The following is a 21680-nucleotide window of genomic DNA, read 5'->3' on the forward strand; positions in this document are numbered from 1 at the left end:
TTAATGTTTTCTTTGATAAAAGATACAATTTTTCTTTTATTTAATTGTAAAAGTCATGAAGCTTTTTTAGTAATTCATACCTAACTTTGTAATAGTTTAAATCTCTTTTTTCAAATGATTCTTTTGGACCTTTATTGGTGTTTAAAATTCCTTTCTTAAAATTTTCATACCATGAAGCAACAGTTTTTTTATTAATTTGATATTTTTTTGCAATAAAACTTATACTATTATTTTTAACCTCTTGTACTATCATTTTTCGAAAATATGCTGTATATTTATTAAATTTTTGTCCTTTTCTTGCCATATAAAAATGCACCTCCTTTAAAGTTTAGCAAATACTTTTTTTCTTTACTTACTTTTTTGGGTGCAGTCTAAAGAGCAAAGACTTTTTTTCTTTACTTACTTTTTTTGGGTGCAGTCTAGACTATAAACATAAAAATAAAAATTGAAATTTTGAAAGAAAAATTTATAAGGCAAATTATAGTGAGCTTGAATATTTAAGATTAGAAAATAAAATTCAAAAAAAGTTCCTTTCCTTCTCAAGACAACAACAAAATATAAAATAAATTTTATTAATTTATATAAAAATAAATACTCAATAAAAGTATTATGTAACATTCTTAATGTTAATCGTGCTAATTATTATAAACAAAGATTTAATAATAAAAATGATTTTAAAGAAATAAATAGTATTAAAAAATTTTTTGAAAAAAAAAGAAATGTTACGGGTATAGGAAACTAAAAACTGCTATTGAGAAGGAAGCTGGATGAATTATTAATCATAAAAAATTATTAAAATTAATGAAAAATTATAATATTAGAGCTAATTGAGTAAAACATATTCACAGAAAAAATACTGATCGTAGTTATGAAAATTTATTAGATGCTAAATATAATTTATTACAAATAAATTTTAGAGCTGAAAAAATTAATAAAAAATGAGTTATTGATATTACTTATATTAAAATTTATAAACAAAAATATTTTCTTTATTTAAGCACTATTATTGATTTATATGATAAAAGAATTATTGTATATGAAATTGGTTTTAAAAACAATACAGAGCTAGTAATGAATATTCTTTTAAAAGCTGTAAAAAATAAAAAATTAAATGGTTTAATATTACACTCTGATCAAGGAATTCAATATAGAACCACTAAATATAATAAATTTTGTGAAAATCTTGGAATACATATATCAATGTCAAGAAAAGATATTCCTTTAGATAATGCAGCTATAGAAAGGTTTCATTCAATTTTAAAGAAAGAAAATATTTACAATAATATTATCAAAATAAAACACGATATGATTAATTTAATTCATAAATGAATGAATTTTAAACAAACATATCGTGTAGAATATTAATACCAAATGTTTTTTATTTTATGTCTACTTTTTGGGTATCATTCCACAAATTGATGTTAGTTTTTTAATTTGCAAAAAATAGATTATCCGCTAAAATTGATAGTGAGATTAGTGAGGTTTTGGTAGTGAGTAAAAAAGTTATTTTAATTGTTGGACCAACAGGGAGTGGTAAGACTGACTTATCAATTAAGATTGCCCAAAAATTTCATGGGGGGGAGTGTGTTAATGTTGATGCAACCCAAATTTTTAATGGTTTAAATCTTGCCACCAATAAAATAACACCAACGGAACAAACGGGAATTCCACATCATTTATTATCAACAGTTGATTTAAAAGATAATTATTCAATTAAGACTTATCAACAAGAGGGACGTAAAATATTAGAGAAATTGTGAGCTAAAAATAAGCTTCCGATTGTTGTCGGGGGCAGTGGTTTATATATTAATGCATTATTAAAAAACTATTGCTTTTCTGATCAGGGGCGTGATTTAGAATTGGTTAAAAAATATGAGCAAGTTTCTAATGATACTTTATGAGAAAAGTTAGCCACAATTGATCCACAAGCAAGTGCAAAAATTCATCCGAATAATCGCAAACGAGTTTGACGGGCATTAGAATATTATTTCCAAACGGGGACCTTAAAATCATCGAATGATCATCATCACAATGACTGGTATGTTGAGCCATATATTATTGGATTATTACCCGATAAAATCGAACTTCACCAACGCTTACATGACCGGGTATTACAATTAATAGCGCGTGGTTTGTTTGCCGAAGTTACTGCAGCATATGAGTATTGTGACTATGATTTAACCAAGCAAAGTATGAAAATTATTGGTTGTCCGGAAATTGTTCGTTATTTAAACGGTGAACTTTCATATGAAGCAACATTAGATGCAATGGTACAAGCGAATAAGATTTATGCTAAAAAACAAGTAACATGGTTTAAACATCAATTAAAAAATGTTCATTGATATTCATTTCATTATGCACAATTTAATGATCTTTGCCAACAAATTATTCTTGATTGTATACTGTAAATACTAAATCATAAAAAGTTAACTATTGTTAATAGTTAACTTTTTATGATTTAGTATTTACAGTATACACATAAAATGCACCCCCTATAAAAATTTAGCAAAATCTTTTTTTATTTTACTTACTTTTTTGGGTGCAGTCTTACTTAGTCTTTTTTAATTTATTTTAATCTAATTACATTCCTAAATCAGGATAACTTGATGTTTTTGGTTGACTATCTTCTTCATTATTAACAACAATCGCTTCAGTTGTCAATAATAAGGCACTAACACTCCCTGCATGTTGTAAAGCATAGCGTGTTACTTTTACGGGATCAACAATACCTGCCTTAATCATATCTTCTCATACGCCTGTTGCTGCATTGTACCCAATATTATCTGGTTGTTCTTTTAATTTATTAACAATAACTGAACCTTCAACACCAGCATTAGCGGCAATTTGGCGAACTGGTTCTTCAATTGCCCGCAACACAATATTTAATCCTATTTTTTCTTCATCATTTAGTTTTAAATCTCCTAATTTTTTCCCAACCTGTACTAAGGCTGTTCCACCACCAGCAACAGTTCCTTCTTCTACTGCTGCTTTTGTTGAATTTAAGGCATCTTCAATTCGTAATTTTTTCTCTCTCATTTCGGTTTCGGTTGGAGCTCCAACTTTAATAATTCCAACACCCCCTGCAAGTTTTGCTAATCTTTTTTGTAATTTCTCTTGCTCAAATGATGATGATTCGCTTTTAATTTGGTTTCGAATGAATTCTTTTCTTGTCTCTAATTCCGCTTTTGTTCCTTTACCTTCAACAAGTGTTGTTGTATCTTTTGAAACAATTACTTTTTTTGCTGTTCCTAAATCAGCTAACGTTAATGTTTTGAAATCCATTCCTAAATCAGCGCTAACAAATCTTCCTTTTACTAATACAGCAATATCTTCTAATATTTTTTTACGGTTATCACCAAATTCTGGCGCTTTAACAACACAAATATTAAAAGCACCACGCATTTTGTTTAATAACAATGTTGGTAAAACATCTCCATCAACATCATCAGCAATAATTAATAAGGGGCATCCTTCTTCAACAATTTTTTCTAAAATTGGTAAAATTTCTTTCATATTACTAATCTTTTTATCAGTAATTAAAATATAAGGATTATCAAATTCTGTTAACATTTTTTCACTATCCGTTACCATATATTGTGATAAATATCCTTTATCAAATTGTAATCCTTCGGTTACACTTGTTTCAGTATTAATTGTTTTTGATTCTTCAATGGTAATAACCCCATCATTCCCAACCTTTTCCATAATTTCAGCAATTAAATTACCAATTTCTGGGTCTTTTGAACTAACACTTGCTACTTGAGCAATTTCTGCTTTTGATTTAATTTGGTTAGCAGATTGTTTTAATAACTCAACAATTTTGTTAACTGTTTTTTCAATTCCATTGCGAACTGCGACTGCATTAGCCCCTGCCGTAATATTTTTTAAGCCTTCTTTCACAATTGCTTGCGTTAAAACAATCGCCGTTGTTGTTCCGTCCCCAGCAACATCATTTGTTTTATTGGCAACTTCTGCTACTAATTTAGCCCCCATATTTTCAAAATGATTGCTTAATTCAATTTCTTTTGAAATTGTCACTCCATCATTAGTAATTAATGGTGAGCCATAATTTTTTTCTAATAAAACATATTTTCCTTTTGGTCCTAAAGTAACTTTCACTGTATCTGTTAATTTATTAATTCCATTAATTAACATCATTCTTGCTTCTTCAGCAAATTTAATTGATTTTGACATAATTCTATTCCTCCTTGAATCCTATTCTTCAATGACACCTAAGATATCATCTGCTGGAATTACAACTAATTTTTTATTATTGCATTCAATTTCAGTTCCGGCATATTCACGATAAAGAACTTTACTGTTCATCTTGCCTTCAAATGTTCCATCTTTACTAATTTCGGTACTAATTGCAATTATTTTCCCAATATGACTTTTGCTTTTCTCATCTTCTTGTAAATAAATTCCATTAATAAATGTTTCTTGTTTTTCTTCTTTTTCTAAGACAATATTTTTGCCTAATGGTTTGATCATATCTTGTCCCTCCTTATTAATATGAACTATTAGCAAATGGCATATGTAACTGCCAATAATATATTTAACAAATTTTAGAAAAAAATGCAAGTATTTTTAATTTGTTATAATTTTATTAACTTTTTATGATTTAGTTTTACAGTATACACTGTCAATAAGATTGCAAATGATATTGAAATTAAAAAGTAAAGAATAAATTATCCCGCGTAATTTACAATTTTCAATTAACTTTCAATTACTTTCAACTGGTGGTTGTTGTGGTTTGGGTTCTGGTTTATTACTCGCCGTTTTCACTATTATTTGGTTTTTCGCAACTAATTAATGATGTTGTACTTGTTGCTTTTAATCCGATTGCTCCTAAAATAATTAGCAACTTTTTCACACTTTACCTCCTAAAATATTTAAAATGTTATAATTTTATGTGCAATAATTATAACATTTTAAATATTTTAGGAGGTAAAGTGTGAAAAAATATGAAAGATTAGATTTTAATGAAAGAGTAAATTTGGAAAAATTAAAAGATAATGAATTATTTAAAAAGAAAAATGGAACAATTAATATTTGAAAAATTGCTAAGCAAATGAATAGAGATTATAGAACTATTTGGCAAGAGTTAAATATGTTTTTGATAATATTAATGATTATAATGCTGCAAAAGCACAAAAAAAATACATGATAAAAATAAAAAACAATGTCGTAAATATTTAATGTTAAATTCACAAGAATTAAGTCACTGTTCTAATGAATATAATAATTTTGGTCGTTCGCCACAAAATATTATTACTTCGTATGAATTACAATATAATGTAAAATTTGGTGTATATTTTAAAAAAATGTATAAATATATTAAATTAGGTTATTTTAATTTAAAAAAAGAAATGCTATATTTTAAAAATAAAAAAAGAAAAACAAAAAATGGGGAACAAAATGATAATCGTGGAAAATTACTTAATATTAGAGATTATAAGCAATTTTTAAATGATTATGGAAATGATTTAACTTTTAGTGGAATTTGAAAAATGGATACTCTTGATTGTGGTAATTTTTATTTGTTAGTTTTAGTAAATCGTAAATCAAAAATACTTTTTTATCATATTTTATTTAGTAAAAAGGCAAGTGTTGTATTTAGACTGCACCCAAAAAAGTAAGTAAAGAAAAAAGTCTTTGCTAAACTTTAGACTGCACCCAAAAAAGTAAGTAAAGAAAAAAAGTCTTTGCTAAACTTTAGAGGAGGTGCATTTTTATATGGCAAAAAAAGGACAAAAATTTAATAAATATACAGCATATTTTCGAAAAATAATAGTACAAGAGGTTAAAAATAATAGTATAAGTTTTATTGCAAAAAAATATCAAATTAATAAAAAAACTGTTGCTTCATGGTATGAAAATTTTAAGAAAGGAATTTTAAACACCAATAAAGGTCCAAAAGAATCATTTGAAAAAAAGAGATTTAAACTATTACAAAGTTAGGTATGAATTACTAAAAAAGCTTCATGACTTTTACAATTAAATAAAAGAAAAATTGTATCTTTTATCAAAGAAAACATTAATAAATATCCACTAAATTTATTACTTGATATAACAGATTTAAAGCGTAGTTATTGAGATAAATATAAAAATTATTCAAGTAATGGTAAGGATAGCGAATCATTAAAAAATATTGTAAAAGTCTATGAAGAAAATTTAAAACAATTTGGTTATCGTCGAATTACCAAATATTTAAAAGAAGATTATGGCATTATTTATAATGCTAAGAAAGTATTGCGAATTATGAAAGAAAATAATATTCAAGCTGAATATGTAAAGCGTATGCGTAGAAAAATATTAATAAAACAAAATAGAAATAAAAATATAATTAAATATCCTGATTTAGTAAATCGTAATTTTAATTATATTAAAGAAAGATTTTCAATTTTATTTACTGATGTAACTTATTTAATTTGAAATGGTAAAAAACATTATCAATCAACAATACTTGATGGATATACTAAAGAAATTATTGATGTAAAATGATCAAAATTTAATAATAACAAACTTGTAATTGATAATTTAAATGATGCAATTAATAAAATTAAAAAAATAAAAAAAGATCTAAATAAAATAATAATTCATTCAGATCACGGATATCAATATACATCTAAAGATTACAATAGTAAATGTTTAGATAACAAAATTATAATTTCAATGGGTAAAAATTATCATTGTGCAGACAACATTATTATTGAAAGTTTTCATTCATTACTTAAAAAAGGAACAATCCATAATAAAAATTATAAATCTCATAATGAATATATTAATGATGTTAAAAAATGAAATAAATGATATTCAAACCAAAAAGAAAAATATATAATAAATGAAAGTTTGTAAACCTTTTTATTAATACTTACTAAACGGGGTGCAGTCTAATTAACAATTTTAATGAAAATGATTAAACAAACTGGTATTAGTAAATTTAGTTGTATTTTAACCGATAGAGGAAAAGAATTTTATAGATGAAAAAGAATAGAAAAACATTTTAAAATAAGAGTTTATTTTTTGTGATCCTGGTAAACCTCGTCAGAAAGCATTAGTAGAAAGAATAAATAGAGATATAAGGCGTTGATTTGGGTTAAAATGAGCCATTAATTAATATTCGTAGTAGATTAAAATCTATTTTAGATATATTAAATACCAGAATTAGACCTTGCTTGGAAAATTTTACATCAAGAAAATATTTTAAAAAAATTTTTTTAAATTAAATTAGTGTTTGTTAAGATTAGTAAAATTTATTTTTTGTTGTGTTTAATTTTATAATTTTAAAAATAAATATTAAGAACAATATTTTTAATTTAATATTTTTTGTGATTATTGTTTTTTATTTTTAATTTGTTATAATGTTATTAACTTTTTATGATTTAGTTTTACATTATGCAAACTGTGGAAAATTAATAAAAATGACGAGGTGAAGATATGGAGAGAAAAAAAGCTCAAAAATATGGTTTTTTTATGTGCTTTTGTATGGTTGTTGGAACAGTTGTTGGAACAGGAATCTTTTTTAAAAACGAAGGTGTATATGGATTAACAAATGGAAATGGAATTTTAGGTTTAATTGCCTGAATAATTGGTGGTATTATGGCCCTTTCATTTGGGTTATCCTTTATGGAAATTTCATCAGCAAATCAAGATTCAAATTCTGGGATTGCTTTATATGCAAAAATATTTGGAGGAAAACAATTTGGATGCGTTGTGCGGAATGCGATGAACCACATTTATATTCCATTAATAACTTTTACTGTGGCGTATTACACAACAAAAGCGTCGATTTGAGCATTTGGTGGTGGTTTAGCAGCTGAAATTGCTTTTAGTGAAAAGGTTGGTGGTTATGCTAATTATCAATTAATTTTAACTAGTTTTTCCATTGTTTATACTATTTTATTGATTTATATTTGTACGTATTTAGAAAAAACAGGAAAATATATTCAAATGACAACCGTTGTTTTAAAGTTAATTCCATTAATTTTAGTTGGTTTAATTGGAATGTTCTTTTTTAGGAATGAGCCGAATGCATTAAGTAAGACTGGCTTAGGCGATCCAACAAAATATAAGTTAGTTGCCAATAAAACTGGCTTTGAAATGATTTTAATGGCTTTACCAGGAATTTTATTCTCATTTGATGGTTTTTTATCAACAACTTATATTCAAAAAGATGTTAAAAAACCAGAACGAAACATTCCTTTAGCTTTAGTATTAGGATTAGCTTCTGTAACGATCCTTTATTTACTTGTTTCTCTTGGAACTTTAAATTTAGATGCTCGTGGAAGTGTTGCCACCGCAGCGGGTAAAATCTTTAGTGATCCAGTTGTTAATAAAATTTTTGAACGGGTTGTTTTTTTCTTTATTTTAATTAGTGCCTTTGGCACATTAAATGGCTATAGTTTTTCATTAGTTAAGATAAGCCATTCCTCAATTGAAGATAATTTTTTCATTGGGGCAAAGTTATGAAATAAAATTATTGAAAAATATAATCTTAATTTAGCAATTTTTTTAGGCTCAGTGATGATAACGTTAGTATGGGGATTAATTATGGGAATTCCCACAATCTTGGCAACTGAGAATTATAATTTTTATGATTTTATTAGTAATGCGGGGGTTGTGATGGCCTTTTTAATGTATGGCACAATTATTATGTTGGGGATTTGCAATCGCTTTCGTCAGCGGATTACAACAGTTAAAAAATGGTATTTTCTTCCCGCAGCAATAATTAGTGTATTTTGTATTGTTACAATAATTGGTTATAATGTTTATTCATATTTTTTAAATGCGATTGTTATGGCGGAAAAAACTGGCCCTATTTTAGCAATTGTCTTATTATTATTAATCTTGCTTTTACCATGAGTTGGTGTATGAATGAAAGATAAAGATACAATTAATGTATACTGTAAAACTAAATCATAAAAAGTTAATAAAATTATAACAAATTAAAAATAAAAAACAATAATCACAAAAAATATTAAATTAAAAACATTTTTTTAATGGAACGATACCCAAAAAGTAGACATAAAATAAAAAATATTTGATATTAATATTCTATACGCTATGTTTGTTTAAAATTCATTCATTTATGAATTAAATTAATCATATCGTGTTTTGTTTTGATAATATTATTGTAAATAGTTTCTTTCTTTAAAATTGAATGAAAACTTTCTATAACTGCATTATCTAAAGGAGTACCTTTTCTTGACATTGATATACGTATTCCAAGATTTTCACAAAATTTATTATATTTAGTGGCTCTATATTGAATTCCTTGATCAGAATGTAATATTAAACCATTTAATTTTTTATTTTTTACAGCTTTTAAAAGAGTATTCATTACTAGCTCTGTATTGTTTTTAAAACTAATTTCATATGCAATAATTCTTTTATCATATAAATCAATAATAGTGCTTAAATAAAGAAAATCTTTTTGTTTATAAATTTTAATATAAGTAATATCAGTAACTCATTTTTGATTAATTTTTTCATCTCTAAAATTTCTTTGTAATAAATTATATTTAGCATCTAATAAATTTTCATAACTACGATCAGTATTTTTTCTGTGAATATGTTTTACTCAATTAGCTCTGATATTATAATTTTTCATTAATTTTAATAATTTTTTATGATTAATAATTCATCCAACTTCTTTCTCAATAGCAATTTTTAGTTTCCTATACCCGTAACATTTCTTGTGTTTTTCAAAAATTTTTTTAATAATATTTATTTCTTTAAAATAATTTTTATTATTAAATCTTTGTTTATAATAATTAGCATGATTAACATCAAGAATTTTACATAATATTTTTATTGAGTATTTATTTTTATATAAATTAATAAAATTTATTTTATATTTTGTTGTTGTCTTGAGAAGAAAAGGAACTTTTTTAGAATTTAATTTTCTAATCTTAAATATTCAAGCTCACTATAATTTGCCTTATGAATTTTTCTTTCAAAATTTCAATTTTTATTTTTATGTTTATAAAGTCACTGACTAATAGTATTGCGAGAAATATTATATTTTTCAGCTAAATAATTATAACTACATCCTTCTTTTAGATGCTCATTAACAATTTTAATAATTAATTCTTTACTTCTATGAATTTTTTTCATAATAAAATGCACCCCATTTCTAGTTTACACAAATGTTTTTATTTTTGTGTCTACTATATAGGGGGCATTCCATTTTAATATTTATTTTTAAAATTATAAAATTAAACACAACAAAAAAATTTTACTAATCTTAACAAACACTAATTTAATTTAAAAAAACTTTTTTAAAATATTGTCTTAATGTAAAATTTTCCAAGCAAGGTCTAATTGTGGTATTTAATATATCTAAAATAGATTTTAATCTACTACGAATATTAATTAATGGCTCATTTTGACCCAATCAACGCTTTATATCTTTATTTATTCTTTCTACTAATGCTTTCTGACGAGGTTTACCAGGATCACAAAAATAAACTCTTATTTTAAAGTGTTTTTCTATTGTTTTTCATCTATAAAATTCTTTTCCTCTATCGGTTAAAATACAACTAAATTTACTAATACCAATTTGTTTAATCATTTTTATTAAAATTGTTAATACAATACTTGCCTTTTTACTAAATAAAATATGATAAAAAAGTATTTTTGATTTACAATTTACACCTCCAAAAAATATTTTATTTATTTTTTCTTGTATTGGTTTTTTAGATAAATTGTTAACATCTTGATATCTTTCTGAATGTAAAGCGATAATATTTAAAAATTGTTTTAAGGTAAATAATTTTAAATCGCTAACTAAATAACGACATTCTTTAATTAAACAAATAAAAGTATGAGTTCAGTTTTTATTTAAATTTTGATTAACTACTTTTTTCATTAATATTATTATTTGAAATAAATACCTCTGCTATTAAATTATTTAATTTTGTTACAAATGCTTCATTCATAATTTCTGATAATGGGATACTTTGGAAAAATTCTTTATAATTTAAATTATTATCATAATTATATGCAAAAGAAAACAACATATCTAATAATTTTTTATATGAAAATTTTTCATTCTAGACTGCACCCAAAAAAGTAAGTAAAGAAAAAAAGTCTTTGCTAAACTTTAAAGGAGGTGCATTTTTATATGGCAAGAAAAGGACAAAAATTTAATAAATATACAGCATATTTTCGAAAAATGATAGTACAAGAGGTTAAAAATAATAGTATAAGTTTTATTGCAAAAAAATATCAAATTAATAAAAAAACTGTTGCTTCATGGTATTAAAATTTTAAGAAAGGAATTTTAAACACCAATAAAGGTCCAAAAGAATCATTTGAAAAAAGAGATTTAAACTATTACAAAGTTAGGTATGAATTACTAAAAAAGCTTCATGACTTTTACAATTAAATAAAAGAAAAATTGTATTTTTTATCAAAGAAAACATTAATAAATATCCACTAAATTTATTACTTGATATAACAGATTTAAAGCGTAGTTATTGAGATAAATATAAAAATTATTCAAGTAATGGTAAGGATAGCGAATCATTAAAAAATATTGTAAAAGTCTATGAAGAAAATTTAAAACAATTTAGTTATCGTCGAATTACCAAATATTTAAAAGAAGATTATGGCATTGTTTATAATGCTAAGAAAGTATTGCGAATTATGAAAGAAAATAATATTCAAGCTGAATATGTAAAGCGTATGCGTAGAAAAATATTAATAAAACAAAATAGAAATAAAAATATAATTAAATATCCTGATTTAGTAAATCGTAATTTTAATTATATTAAAGAAAGATTTTCAATTTTATTTACTGATGTAACTTATTTAATTTGAAATGGTAAAAAACATTATCAATCAACAATACTTGATGGATATACTAAAGAAATTATTGATGTAAAATGATCAAAATTTAATAATAACAAACTTGTAATTGATAATTTAAATGATGCAATTAATAAAATTAAAAAAATAAAAAAAGATTTAAATAAAATAATAATTCATTCAGATCACGGATATCAATATACATCTAAAGATTACAATAGTAAATGTTTAGATAACAAAATTATAATTTCAATGGATAAAAATTATTATTGTGCAGACAACATTATTATTGAAAGTTTTCATTCATTACTTAAAAAAGGAACAATCCATAATAAAAATTATAAATCTCATAATGAATATATTAATGATGTTAAAAAATGAAATAAATGATATTCAAACCAAAAAGAAAAATATATAATAAATGAAAGTTTGTAAACCTTTTTATTAATACTTACTAAACAGGGTGCAGTCTATTCTTCATTTTTTCAAAATCAGTAATTAAATCACTACCAGTTAATTGTTCATAAATTACTAAAAAATAAGCACTTGTATTAATATTTATATCAACATTCCCAACTTTAATTTTTTTGTTCATATTTAACTCCTTTAAATTCTTAAATATTTTTTAAGAATTTTTAATTACAACATCAATCTGATTTGTTTTACCAGTAGCGTTGTTTTTACCTTTAATTTGAACTTCAACAGTTTTATCATTTGTAATATTAATTGGTCAATCTTCACCTTTACTTTCAATAAAATAATTAAAATCATTTTCAGTTAAAGAACTATCTACGGCTTTTACTGCTTTTAAAACAACATCTTTAAATTGTGGTTTTAATTCTTCTAGTGTTGTACTTGCTGCGTTTGCAACATGAATGATTGGTTTGTCTATTTTATTAATTTTACTAATATTGATTTTAATTATTTCAGAATGTATTTCACTATTTTATTTATATACTTCATTAAATCAACTATTAAAAATATTTTTATTAGTATTTTCACTAATATAACTTTTAATAATATTATCTTCTGCTCTGGGAAAGGCATTAAATTCAAATGAATAAGTATCTGCTTCAACATTTTCATTTTTTGTATTGTGTGTTTCATTAGACCTTTTTAAATTAACTCGATAAAGTCATATTCTTCGTTTTACGGTGTCACCATCAATTTCAAAACCCAATGCCATTTCTTTTGGTTGAATATTTGATTTTTCAAATCTAATATTATTTTTATCTTTTATTAATCCAAAAATTTCTTCTAAAAATGTATCACTTGGTTTAATAATAGTTAATGTTCCAGTATAACCTTGATTAGAATGAGCAATATAATAGGGAATATTATCAGCATAAATAGTAGTTGTATTTTCAGCAATATTTAACGCTAAACTGGTAGCACCTTTAATTGCTTTTGGTGTTTTATAACTGATTTTATTATCTATTTTTTAATAATTGCATAATGAACATTTGAAAGTCCAAACTCAATTAAATTATCTTTGTTCATATTTTTTCTCCTTGTAAATTGTAAATATCAAATCATAAAAAGTTAACTATTAATTTAGTTAACTTTTTATGATTTGATATTTACAATTTACACTCCCGAATATTTTACGCGCTCAAATAGCATTTAATTTTCTAACCCTTTCAGATACAATTATTCATATAAAAGTATTTTAGCATAGAAAAGAGTAAAAATTTGATGGATAAAGAAAAAATAATTGATGGAAAAGTGGTTAGTGAATTAATTAAAACAAAAGTTACGGCACAAGTTGCAAAAATAAAAGCAGCAGAACAACGAATTCCTGCCTTAACTATTATTCAAATTGGTAATTATAAAGCAAGTAGTACTTACATTAAAAATAAAAAAATTGCTTGTGAAAAAGTTGGCATTAATTGTAATGTTTTAAATTATCTCGATACTATCTCTGAAGCAGCATTAATTAAAATTATTGATGAATTGAACAATAATGCAGAGATTGATGCTATTCTTATTCAACTTCCTTTACCAGAGCATATTAATAGTGAAAAAATTATTAATACAATTGCAACAAAAAAAGATGTTGATGGTTTCACACCTGAAATCTTGGGAAATTTAATGCTTGGTCATTATAATCTATTACCAGGAACACCCAAAGGAATTATGGCCCTGTTTAAACACTATCAAATTCAATTATCTGGGCAACATGCTGTCATTCTTGGCCGTAGTAATATTGTTGGAAAACCTCTTGCTAATCTCTTAATAAATGCCTCAGCAACAGTAACAGTTTGTCATTCACAAACAAAGGATTTAACTGCTTTAACAAAGCAAGCTGATATTTTAATTTCTGCAGTTGGAAAAGCAAAATTTGTAACAGCATCAATGATTAAAGAAAATGCTATTGTTATTGATGTTGGTATTAATCGGGATGAACATAATAATTTATGTGGCGATGTTGATTTTGAAAATATTTTACCAAAAGTAAAAATGATTACCCCCGTCCCTGGTGGGGTTGGGCCAATGACAATTGCCTCATTATTAGAAAATATCTTATATCTTTACCATGTATACTGTAAAACTAAATCATAAAAAGTTAATAAAATTATAACAAATTAAAAATAAAAAACAATAATCACAAAAAGAAGCTAAATATAAAATAAGGAGGAAATTATGACTTTTGAACAAGCAAAAAACCGCAGTTTAGTACTAAAAGAACAATTAGAAAAATGAAATTATGAATATTATGTTAATGATAATCCTAGCGTTAGTGACCAAGAATATGATCAAGCAATGCAAGAATTAATTGCCATTGAACAACAATATAGCGAACTGATTACAATTGATTCCCCGACCCAACGTGTTTCGGGTGAAGTTAGTGAAAAGTTTAATAAATATGTTCATACAAGTCCAATGTTAAGTTTAGGAAATGCTTTTAATTATGATGATTTAATTCATTTTGATGAACAAATTAAAGAATTAACTGGTTTATCTGAAGTTGAATATACTTGTGAATTAAAAATTGATGGGTTATCAATTTCTTTAGTTTATGAGGAACATTTGTTAGTAATGGGGGTAACCAGGGGGGATGGTCTTATTGGCGAAGATGTTACTGTTAACATTAAAAAAATTAAATCAATTCCCTTAAGCATTGACCAACCAAATTTAACAGTGCGTGGGGAAGTTTATTTATCAATTGAAGAATTTAATAATATTAACAAAGAACGAGTTAAAAATGGCGAGCCAGAATTTGCTAATCCACGCAATGCTGCTGCTGGAACATTGCGGCAACTAGATTCCGCAATTGTTGCGAAACGAAATTTAAATGCTTTTCTATATTACTATGTTAATGCAGCGCAAGATGGAATTCAATCACAACAGGCAGCTTTACAACAGTTAGAGCAATTAAAATTTAAAACAAATCCTGAATATCGCTATTGTCCAAATATTGCGACGGTTTGAGCCTATATTCAAGAGTATGAGTCAAAACGTCATCAGTTAGGATATGAAATTGATGGGATTGTTATTAAAGTTAATAACTTAAATTTATATAATCGGATTGGTTATACGGCTAAAAATCCAAAATGAGCAATTGCTTATAAATTCCCAGCAGAAGTGGTCGTTACAAACTTATTAAATATTTTTCCGTCAGTTGGCCGAACTGGCCGAATTACTTATAATGCTATTCTTGAGCCAGTACGGATTGCGGGAACAGTTGTTCGTGCTGCAACATTACATAATGCTGATTTTATTACTGAACGCGATATTCGAATTGGTGACGCGGTGCAAGTTAAAAAAGCTGGTGATATTATTCCAGAAGTGATTAATTATGTTGCAGGGCAGCGCCAGAGTAAAACTCCCAAATGACAAGAAGCGACCCATTGTCCTGAATGTCAGTCATTATTAGAACGGGTTGAAGGGGAAGTTGACCAATATTGTATTAATTCTATTTGTCCAAAAAAAATTATGCGTGGGTTAGAACATTATTGCTCACGCAATGCAATGAACATTGAAGGAGTTAGTGAAAAAATTATTGAACGATTATTTAAATTAGGGTATTTAAAAAGTTTTAGTGATTTATACCAATTAGAGAAATATCGGACAAAAATTATTGAATTAGAAAATTTTGGTGATAAATCATTTGAAAATATGATTAATTCAATTAATAATTCAAAAAATAATTCATTAGAGCGGTTATTATTTGGATTAGGAATTCGCCATGTTGGTCAAAAAACAGCTAAATTATTAGCCCGCCAATTTAAAACAATTGATAATTTAGCAACAATGCAGATTGAACAACTGGTCGTTATTAATGATGTTGGTCCAATTGTGGCAGCAAGTGTTGTTGATTATTTTGCAATTCCAGCGAACCAACAAGAACTGGCATTATTACGTCAAAGAGGGATTAAAATCGAATATATTGTTTCAAATCAACATTTAATTCAAAAATTTGAAAATTATCGTTTTGTTATTACTGGTGTTTTATCAAAACCACGAGAATATTTTAAAGAATTAATTGAAAGTTATGGTGGGCAAGTTTCAGAAAGCGTTAGTGCCAAAACAACTTATTTATTAGCGGGGGCAGATGCGGGTAATAAATTAGTGAAATCACAAAAATTAAATGTTAAAATTATTAGTGAAGAAGAATTTAAACAATTATTAACTAAGGAGAAATAAGATGGCAAGAATTACGAAAGAAGTGCTACAATTTTTAGCACATGATATTATGTTAGATTTACAAGATGAGGAATTAACTAATTTAAGTCAAGAATTTGATGTTATTTTGAAACAAATGGATTTAGTGCAAAAAATTGATACAACTAATGTTCATTCAATGCATTTTCCCTTTGATTTAACAGTTAATTATTTGCGAGAAGATGATGCGATTGATGTTGCACCCCAAACGGAAATTTTAACGGCCGCGCCTCAAAAAAAAACTGATTATATTGTAATTAATAAGGTGGTTAAATAAAATGACATATTATTCAATTAAAGAATTGCATCAACTTTTATTAACTAAAAAAATTATTCCATCGCGAATTGTCAAAGATGCTTTTACTAATTTAGCACAGCATCAAATTTTAAATGCAACAGTAACCGAATTAGCAGCGGAAGCTGCAATCTTAGCTAAAAAATTAGACGACCTTGTTGTTCCAAAGGATAATTATTTATTTGCTTTGCCATATTTTGCCAAAGATAATTTTGCAACAAAGGGGATTAAGACAACGGCTAGCTCAAAAATTTTAGAAAATTTTGTTCCAAATTATGAATCAACAGTAATTAATATTTTAAAAGAACATCATAGTATTTTATTAGGAAAAAGTGCCCTTGATGAATTAGGAATGGGGGGGCATGGTTTATATGCCTTAACAGGTGATGTTTTAAATCCATGAGATTTAACCCGCATTACGGGGGGTTCATCATCAGGTTCTGCGGTTCTTGTTGCTGCTGGAGTTGTCCCATTTGCCTTAGGAACCGATACAGGTGATTCTGTGCGAAAACCCGCTGGGTATTGTGGTATTGTTGGATTTAAACCAACTTATGGCTTAATTTCACGTTATGGTGTTTTTCCCTATGCTCCATCGTTGGATACTGTTGGGTACTTTACCCGAACTGTTGAAGATAGTGCGATTGTTTTTGACTATTTAGCGCAAGAAGATCATCAGGATGCGACATCATTAAAAAGTAAAGAGCATGGTTATTTTAAAAATTTATCAAGTTCCGCTGCTAAAAAACAGAAATTTGCTTATTTAAAAAATGCTCATTTAATTCTAGACGATGAAATTAGAGAACAATTTGAACAATTATATGGCAAGTTAAAAGCAGTCGGAATTAGTGTGACAGCAATTGATTTCCCTGAGGATTTATTAAAAACCTTAATGTCGGTTTATATGGTGATTTCTTTTGCTGAAGCAGTAAGTAGTCATTCAATGTTAGATGGGATTAATTTTGGAACGCGAGTTGAGGGGGATACCTACCAAGAAGTAATGATGAATTCTCGGACAACTGGTTTTGGCCATGTTGTTAAACGCCGTTATGTTATTGGTTCTTATGCCTTAACAAAAGATAACCAAACATTATTATTTTTGAAAGCGAAATGTGTCCGTCGTTTAATTGTTGATGCTTTAGCTGCTGTTTTTTCTGAATATGATATTTTATTATTGCCAGCGGCTTCAACGATTGCTCCGAAAATTAGTACAATTAAAGATCAAATTTTAACAGAAGCTGAATTAGAAAATTATGTTGATGATTTATTAGTATTAGGAAATTTAATGGGTAATCCCTCGTTAACTATCCCCCTTGCCTATCTTGAAGAAATGCCAATTGGGATTAATGTTAATGCGGCTCCTTTTGCGGATCAAAAAGTCTTTAATGCTAGTTTATTAATTGAAGAAATTATTGGCATTAAAAATAAAGTGGCGTCACAAGGAGGGAAAAACCATGGTTAATTTTCAAGTAGTGATTGGAATTGAAAATCATGTGGAATTAAAAACTAAAACCAAAATGTTTTCAACAGGAGCAGTTAGTTACGGGGAAAAACCAAATAGTATGGTGAATCCAATGGATGTTGGTTATCCGGGGACAATGCCAACGGTTAATAAAAAAGGGGTTGAATTAGCTTTAATTGCGTGTCAGACGCTTAATTTAACAATTGATCCGATTGTGCAATTTGATCGTAAACATTATTATTATCCTGATTTAGCGAAAGGATTTCAAATTACACAACAATATTATCCAATTGGGAAAAATGGCGTTTTAACAATTATTGATGAAAAAGGGAAACCGTTAAAAGTAGAAATTGAACGGTTACATCTTGAAGAAGATACGGCAAAACAATTGCATGAAGAAGATTGCACATTATTAGATTATAATCGTGCCGGGATTGGGTTAATTGAAATTGTAACACGACCAGTGTTATCTTCTGCTTTTCAAGTTCGGCAATATTTAGAAGCTTTACATGAAATTTTAGTTTATACCCAAGTCAGCGATGCCAAAATGAATGAGGGTTCACTTCGTTGTGATGTTAATATTTCATTGCGACCAGTTGGAGCAAAGACATTTGGGGATAAAGTTGAATTAAAAAATCTTAATTCAATTGTGAATGTTGAAAAGGCAATTGAATATGAAATTAAAAGACAAATGGCAATTTTATTAATGGGGGAAAAAGTGCCTCAAGAGACTCGTCGTTTTGATGAAAAAACAAAAAAAACAGTGCTAATGCGTCACAAAACCGATGCGATTGATTATAAATATTTTTCTGAACCAAATATTTTTCCGATTCAATTAGATAAAACATGGATGAAAAAGGTTCTTAAAAATATGCCGGAGTTACCAGCAACAAAACGAGAGCGCTATTTAACGGAATTAAAATTAAAAACGGCTGATATTGAAATTATTTTACAAGATTATGCTTTAATGAATTTTTTTGAAACAGCAATTAAGTTGTCATCGCATTATGAAACAATTGCCCATTATTTAATTGGTGATATTACTGCTTATTTAAATCAAAAAGGATTAACATTAACGGAAACGGCTTTAATGCCCCAAAATTTAGTGGAAATGATTACCCTAATTAATACGAATGTAATTTCAAATAAACAGGCTAAAATGGTGTTACAACGGATTTTAGTTGAAGATTATTCCCCAACTAAAATAGTTGCTGAGTTAGGATTAAAACAAGTTAGTGATCCGACGGAAATTAAGGCAATTATTGAACCAGTTTTCGCAGCTAACTTAGAAATATTAGCGCAATATGAACAACGCCCAGAACGAGTAATTAAGTTTTTTATGGGTGAACTAATGAAATTAACAAAAGGACAAGTTGTTCCAGAAATTGGTCAACAGGTTGTTTTGGAATTAATTACGGCGAAATAAGGACAATAAAAAAAGATGGTTAAGGACTGCACCCATTTTAGTAAGTATTAATAAAAAGTATTTACTATTTTTTTAATTATATCTTTTTCTTTACATATTCAATATGAACATCTTGTATATATTCTTCGTGTTAATTATATATTTTATTATGGATTGTGGCTTTCTTAAGTATAAATTGTAATGCTGCAAAAGCACAAAAAATACATGATAAAAATAAAAAACAATGTCGTAAATATTCAATGTTAAATTCACAAGAATTAAGTCACTTTTCTAATGAATATAATAATTTTGGTCGTTCGCCACAAAATATTATTACTTCGTATGAATTACAATATAATGTAAAATTTGGTGTATATTTTAAAAAAATGTATAAATATATTAAATTAGGTTATTTTAATTTAAAAAAAGAAATGCTATATTTTAAAAATAAAAAAAGAAAAACAAAAAATGGGGAACAAAATGATAATCGTGGAAAATTACTTAATATTAGAGATTATAAGCAATTTTTAAATGATTATGCAAATGATTTAAGTTTTAGTGGAATTTGAGAAATGGATACTCTTGATTGTGGTAATTTTCATTTGTTAGTTTTAGTAAATTGTAAATTGTAAATACTAAATCATAAAAAGTTAACTATTAATTTAGTTAACTTTTTATGATTTAGTATTTACAATTTACAAAGGAATAATTTTAATAAAAATACATTTTTATTGTGGAAAAATTTAAAAAAATAGAAAAATATATTGACAATAAAATTAAAAGTAATATAATTTAAGTAAGTAAGTGGTATATTATTCCAAAATTTCTAAGGTATTAATTTAATACCCTAAAATAATTTATGCGACCTTTTTTGTATATAACATAAAAATAGAGAAACTATATTTTAAAATATATTTTCTCTATGAAATCTTGTATTCATTTGCATCAATTAATTGAATTCTTTCAATTACAGCACCTAAATTTTTTTCATATGTTTTTGCGCCATCAATTACACACATCAATGGATCATTTGCAGCTTTTACTTTTAATTGGAAGATTAATTCAAAATATTTCACAATCCCACGAATTAAAGCTCCTCCCCCACAAATTGTAATTCCATTTCTAATAACATCTCCAGCTAATTCTGGTGGTGTTTGTTCTAATACTTCAACGAGTAAGTCTGTAATTCTTGAGAATGGAGTTAATAAAACGTTTTTAACTTCTTCAGGTTTAATTAATACTTCACGTGGTAGGCCGGTAATAATATCACGGCCAAAAGCACGAACTGGTTTTTCATTAATTATTTTAACTAATGCTCCAATTTCTTTTTTAATTTGCTCAGCAGCTCTAATACCAACTAAGACGTTGTATTGAGCACGAATATATTTTTGAATTTCTTGATCTAAGTGTTTTCCAGCAACTTTAACTGATTTTGAAATTACAATATCACCTGCTGAAATAATTGCGATGTCAGTTGTTCCGCCACCAATATCAATTACTAAATTTCCTTGTGCTAAACCAATATTAATTCCTGCTCCCAAGGCTGCTAGCTTAACTTCTTCTTCAACTAAAACATGACTTGCGCCCATATCTTTTGCAATAGCTTTTAAAGCACCACGTTCTAATTCGGTAACTCCACTTGGACATGCTAATATTACTAGTGAATTTTTTCAAATTCCTGATAATTTTAATCTACTAAAAATATGTTTTAATAAATCTTGTGCTGCCTCTATATCTGAGATAACGCCATCAACTAGCGGTGTTACCATTCTAATATGGTCGTGGGTTTTTCCAACCATTTTGTATGCTTCATTTCCTAAGGCAATTAATGAGTTACTTAAAGTATCATAAGCCATCATAGAAGGTTCATTGTAAACGATTCCTTGGCCTGATACATATGCCACTGTATTAGCTGTACCTAGGTCTAAAGCCAAAAATGAGTAGTCTTTTCCAAATTTATAATTAGCCATTTTTCTTTTGCCTCCTACTCCTATATTTAAAATTTATGATTATTTTAATATAACAGTTTAGTATAATTATAC

22 protein-coding genes and 5 pseudogenes are annotated in these 21680 nt (G+C 26.5%); 17 read left to right on the forward strand and 10 right to left on the reverse strand.

All coding sequences use genetic code 4. The features are described from left to right. Window positions 1–40: 40 nt before the first annotated feature. A complete protein-coding gene (locus AACK78_RS01140) occupies window positions 41–304 on the reverse strand; it encodes a transposase family protein (protein WP_338954390.1) in 264 nt (87 codons plus the stop codon). A gap of 497 nt (window positions 305–801) precedes the next feature. On the opposite strand from AACK78_RS01140, the gene AACK78_RS01145 reads away from it, so the two are divergent. Beyond that, the gene (locus tag AACK78_RS01145) at window positions 802–1365 is read left to right on the forward strand and encodes a DDE-type integrase/transposase/recombinase (RefSeq protein WP_338955769.1); all 564 of its coding nucleotides are present in this window, start codon (window positions 802–804) and stop codon (window positions 1363–1365) included. A 125-nt stretch (window positions 1366–1490) separates the two neighbouring features. Continuing rightward, window positions 1491–2408 (forward strand): tRNA (adenosine(37)-N6)-dimethylallyltransferase MiaA, encoded by a 918-nt coding sequence (miaA, locus tag AACK78_RS01150; protein WP_338955771.1) that lies wholly within the window; start codon window positions 1491–1493, stop codon window positions 2406–2408. A 172-nt stretch (window positions 2409–2580) separates the two neighbouring features. Here miaA and groL read toward each other — a convergent pair whose 3' ends face one another. From groL to AACK78_RS01165, 3 genes are all read right to left on the reverse strand, one after another. Further along, window positions 2581–4194, reverse strand: coding sequence for a chaperonin GroEL (gene groL / locus AACK78_RS01155; RefSeq protein WP_338955773.1), 1614 nt, complete (start codon window positions 4192–4194; stop codon window positions 2581–2583). A gap of 21 nt (window positions 4195–4215) precedes the next feature. Beyond that, window positions 4216–4491 carry a hypothetical protein gene (locus AACK78_RS01160; RefSeq protein ID WP_338955775.1) on the reverse strand — a complete coding sequence of 92 codons (276 nt, stop codon included), beginning with the start codon at window positions 4489–4491 and terminating at the stop codon, window positions 4216–4218. Window positions 4492–4768: 277 nt separating this feature from the next. After that, a complete protein-coding gene (locus AACK78_RS01165; protein ID WP_338955776.1) occupies window positions 4769–4873 on the reverse strand; it encodes a lipoprotein in 105 nt (34 codons plus the stop codon). 81 nt (window positions 4874–4954) lie between these two features. Between AACK78_RS01165 and AACK78_RS07265 the strand changes: the two are divergent. The 6 genes and pseudogenes from AACK78_RS07265 to AACK78_RS01195 all read left to right on the forward strand — a co-directional run. After that, window positions 4955–5624: pseudogene (locus AACK78_RS07265) on the forward strand (IS30 family transposase); the annotation flags it as partial. Between the two features lie 112 nt (window positions 5625–5736). Continuing rightward, a complete protein-coding gene (locus AACK78_RS01180) occupies window positions 5737–5961 on the forward strand; it encodes a hypothetical protein (RefSeq protein ID WP_338955781.1) in 225 nt (74 codons plus the stop codon). 213 nt (window positions 5962–6174) lie between these two features. After that, window positions 6175–6240 (forward strand): annotated as a pseudogene (locus tag AACK78_RS07270) (hypothetical protein); the annotation flags it as partial. Between the two features lie 21 nt (window positions 6241–6261). Continuing rightward, window positions 6262–6858, forward strand: a complete 597-nt coding sequence (locus AACK78_RS01185; protein WP_338955783.1) for a DDE-type integrase/transposase/recombinase — start codon at window positions 6262–6264, stop codon at window positions 6856–6858. A gap of 51 nt (window positions 6859–6909) precedes the next feature. Continuing rightward, on the forward strand, window positions 6910–7041 hold the full coding sequence (locus AACK78_RS01190) for a hypothetical protein (protein ID WP_338955785.1): 132 nt from the start codon (window positions 6910–6912) through the stop codon (window positions 7039–7041). A 399-nt stretch (window positions 7042–7440) separates the two neighbouring features. Continuing rightward, window positions 7441–8925 (forward strand): APC family permease, encoded by a 1485-nt coding sequence (locus AACK78_RS01195; protein WP_338955786.1) that lies wholly within the window; start codon window positions 7441–7443, stop codon window positions 8923–8925. Window positions 8926–9064: 139 nt separating this feature from the next. Here the strand turns inward: AACK78_RS01195 and AACK78_RS01200 are convergent, their stop codons facing one another. From AACK78_RS01200 to AACK78_RS07275, 3 genes and pseudogenes are all read right to left on the reverse strand, one after another. Further along, the gene (locus AACK78_RS01200) at window positions 9065–9922 is read right to left on the reverse strand and encodes an IS3 family transposase (protein WP_338956478.1); all 858 of its coding nucleotides are present in this window, start codon (window positions 9920–9922) and stop codon (window positions 9065–9067) included. Continuing rightward, window positions 9901–10119, reverse strand: a complete 219-nt coding sequence (locus tag AACK78_RS01205) for a transposase (protein ID WP_338955788.1) — start codon at window positions 10117–10119, stop codon at window positions 9901–9903. Before AACK78_RS01205 ends, AACK78_RS01200 begins: the two co-directional genes overlap by 22 nt. 145 nt (window positions 10120–10264) lie before the next feature. Then, window positions 10265–10657 (reverse strand): annotated as a pseudogene (locus AACK78_RS07275) (IS30 family transposase); the annotation flags it as partial. Window positions 10658–11128: 471 nt separating this feature from the next. Here AACK78_RS07275 and AACK78_RS01215 point away from each other — a divergent pair. The 3 genes and pseudogenes from AACK78_RS01215 (at window position 11129) to AACK78_RS01220 (ending at window position 12249) form a co-directional block, all read left to right on the forward strand. Then, window positions 11129–11269 (forward strand): transposase family protein, encoded by a 141-nt coding sequence (locus AACK78_RS01215; protein ID WP_338955427.1) that lies wholly within the window; start codon window positions 11129–11131, stop codon window positions 11267–11269. 296 nt (window positions 11270–11565) lie between these two features. Beyond that, window positions 11566–11631 (forward strand): annotated as a pseudogene (locus AACK78_RS07280) (hypothetical protein); the annotation flags it as partial. 21 nt (window positions 11632–11652) lie between these two features. Beyond that, window positions 11653–12249, forward strand: a complete 597-nt coding sequence (locus AACK78_RS01220; protein WP_338955792.1) for a DDE-type integrase/transposase/recombinase — start codon at window positions 11653–11655, stop codon at window positions 12247–12249. A gap of 19 nt (window positions 12250–12268) precedes the next feature. Here AACK78_RS01220 and AACK78_RS01225 read toward each other — a convergent pair whose 3' ends face one another. Further along, a complete protein-coding gene (locus AACK78_RS01225) occupies window positions 12269–12409 on the reverse strand; it encodes a hypothetical protein (RefSeq protein WP_338955794.1) in 141 nt (46 codons plus the stop codon). Window positions 12410–12760: 351 nt separating this feature from the next. After that, window positions 12761–13252 (reverse strand): major tail protein, encoded by a 492-nt coding sequence (locus AACK78_RS01230; protein ID WP_338956479.1) that lies wholly within the window; start codon window positions 13250–13252, stop codon window positions 12761–12763. Between the two features lie 257 nt (window positions 13253–13509). Between AACK78_RS01230 and AACK78_RS01235 the strand changes: the two genes are divergently transcribed. The 6 genes and pseudogenes from AACK78_RS01235 to AACK78_RS01260 all read left to right on the forward strand — a co-directional run. Beyond that, window positions 13510–14376, forward strand: coding sequence for a bifunctional 5,10-methylenetetrahydrofolate dehydrogenase/5,10-methenyltetrahydrofolate cyclohydrolase (locus tag AACK78_RS01235; RefSeq protein ID WP_338955795.1), 867 nt, complete (start codon window positions 13510–13512; stop codon window positions 14374–14376). An 81-nt stretch (window positions 14377–14457) separates the two neighbouring features. Continuing rightward, the gene (ligA, locus tag AACK78_RS01240) at window positions 14458–16461 is read left to right on the forward strand and encodes an NAD-dependent DNA ligase LigA (protein ID WP_338955796.1); all 2004 of its coding nucleotides are present in this window, start codon (window positions 14458–14460) and stop codon (window positions 16459–16461) included. Between the two features lies 1 nt (window position 16462). Continuing rightward, the gene (gene gatC, locus AACK78_RS01245) at window positions 16463–16756 is read left to right on the forward strand and encodes an Asp-tRNA(Asn)/Glu-tRNA(Gln) amidotransferase subunit GatC (RefSeq protein WP_338955797.1); all 294 of its coding nucleotides are present in this window, start codon (window positions 16463–16465) and stop codon (window positions 16754–16756) included. A gap of 1 nt (window position 16757) precedes the next feature. After that, window positions 16758–18233, forward strand: coding sequence for an amidase family protein (locus tag AACK78_RS01250; protein WP_338955799.1), 1476 nt, complete (start codon window positions 16758–16760; stop codon window positions 18231–18233). Next, window positions 18226–19659: an Asp-tRNA(Asn)/Glu-tRNA(Gln) amidotransferase subunit GatB gene (gene gatB, locus AACK78_RS01255; protein ID WP_338955801.1), complete on the forward strand. Its 1434-nt coding sequence runs from the start codon at window positions 18226–18228 to the stop codon at window positions 19657–19659. The genes AACK78_RS01250 and gatB overlap by 8 nt, the downstream gene beginning before the upstream one ends. Window positions 19660–19838: 179 nt before the next feature. Then, window positions 19839–20264: pseudogene (locus tag AACK78_RS01260) on the forward strand (IS30 family transposase); the annotation flags it as partial. Window positions 20265–20558: 294 nt separating this feature from the next. On the opposite strand, the gene AACK78_RS01265 reads toward AACK78_RS01260, so the two are convergent. After that, the gene (locus AACK78_RS01265) at window positions 20559–21608 is read right to left on the reverse strand and encodes a rod shape-determining protein (RefSeq protein WP_338955803.1); all 1050 of its coding nucleotides are present in this window, start codon (window positions 21606–21608) and stop codon (window positions 20559–20561) included. Window positions 21609–21680: the final 72 nt, after the last annotated feature.

Origin of the sequence: Spiroplasma endosymbiont of Polydrusus cervinus, assembly GCF_964019755.1 — a bacterium.
Taxonomy (GTDB): Bacteria; Bacillota_I; Bacilli_A; order Mycoplasmatales; family Mycoplasmataceae; genus Spiroplasma.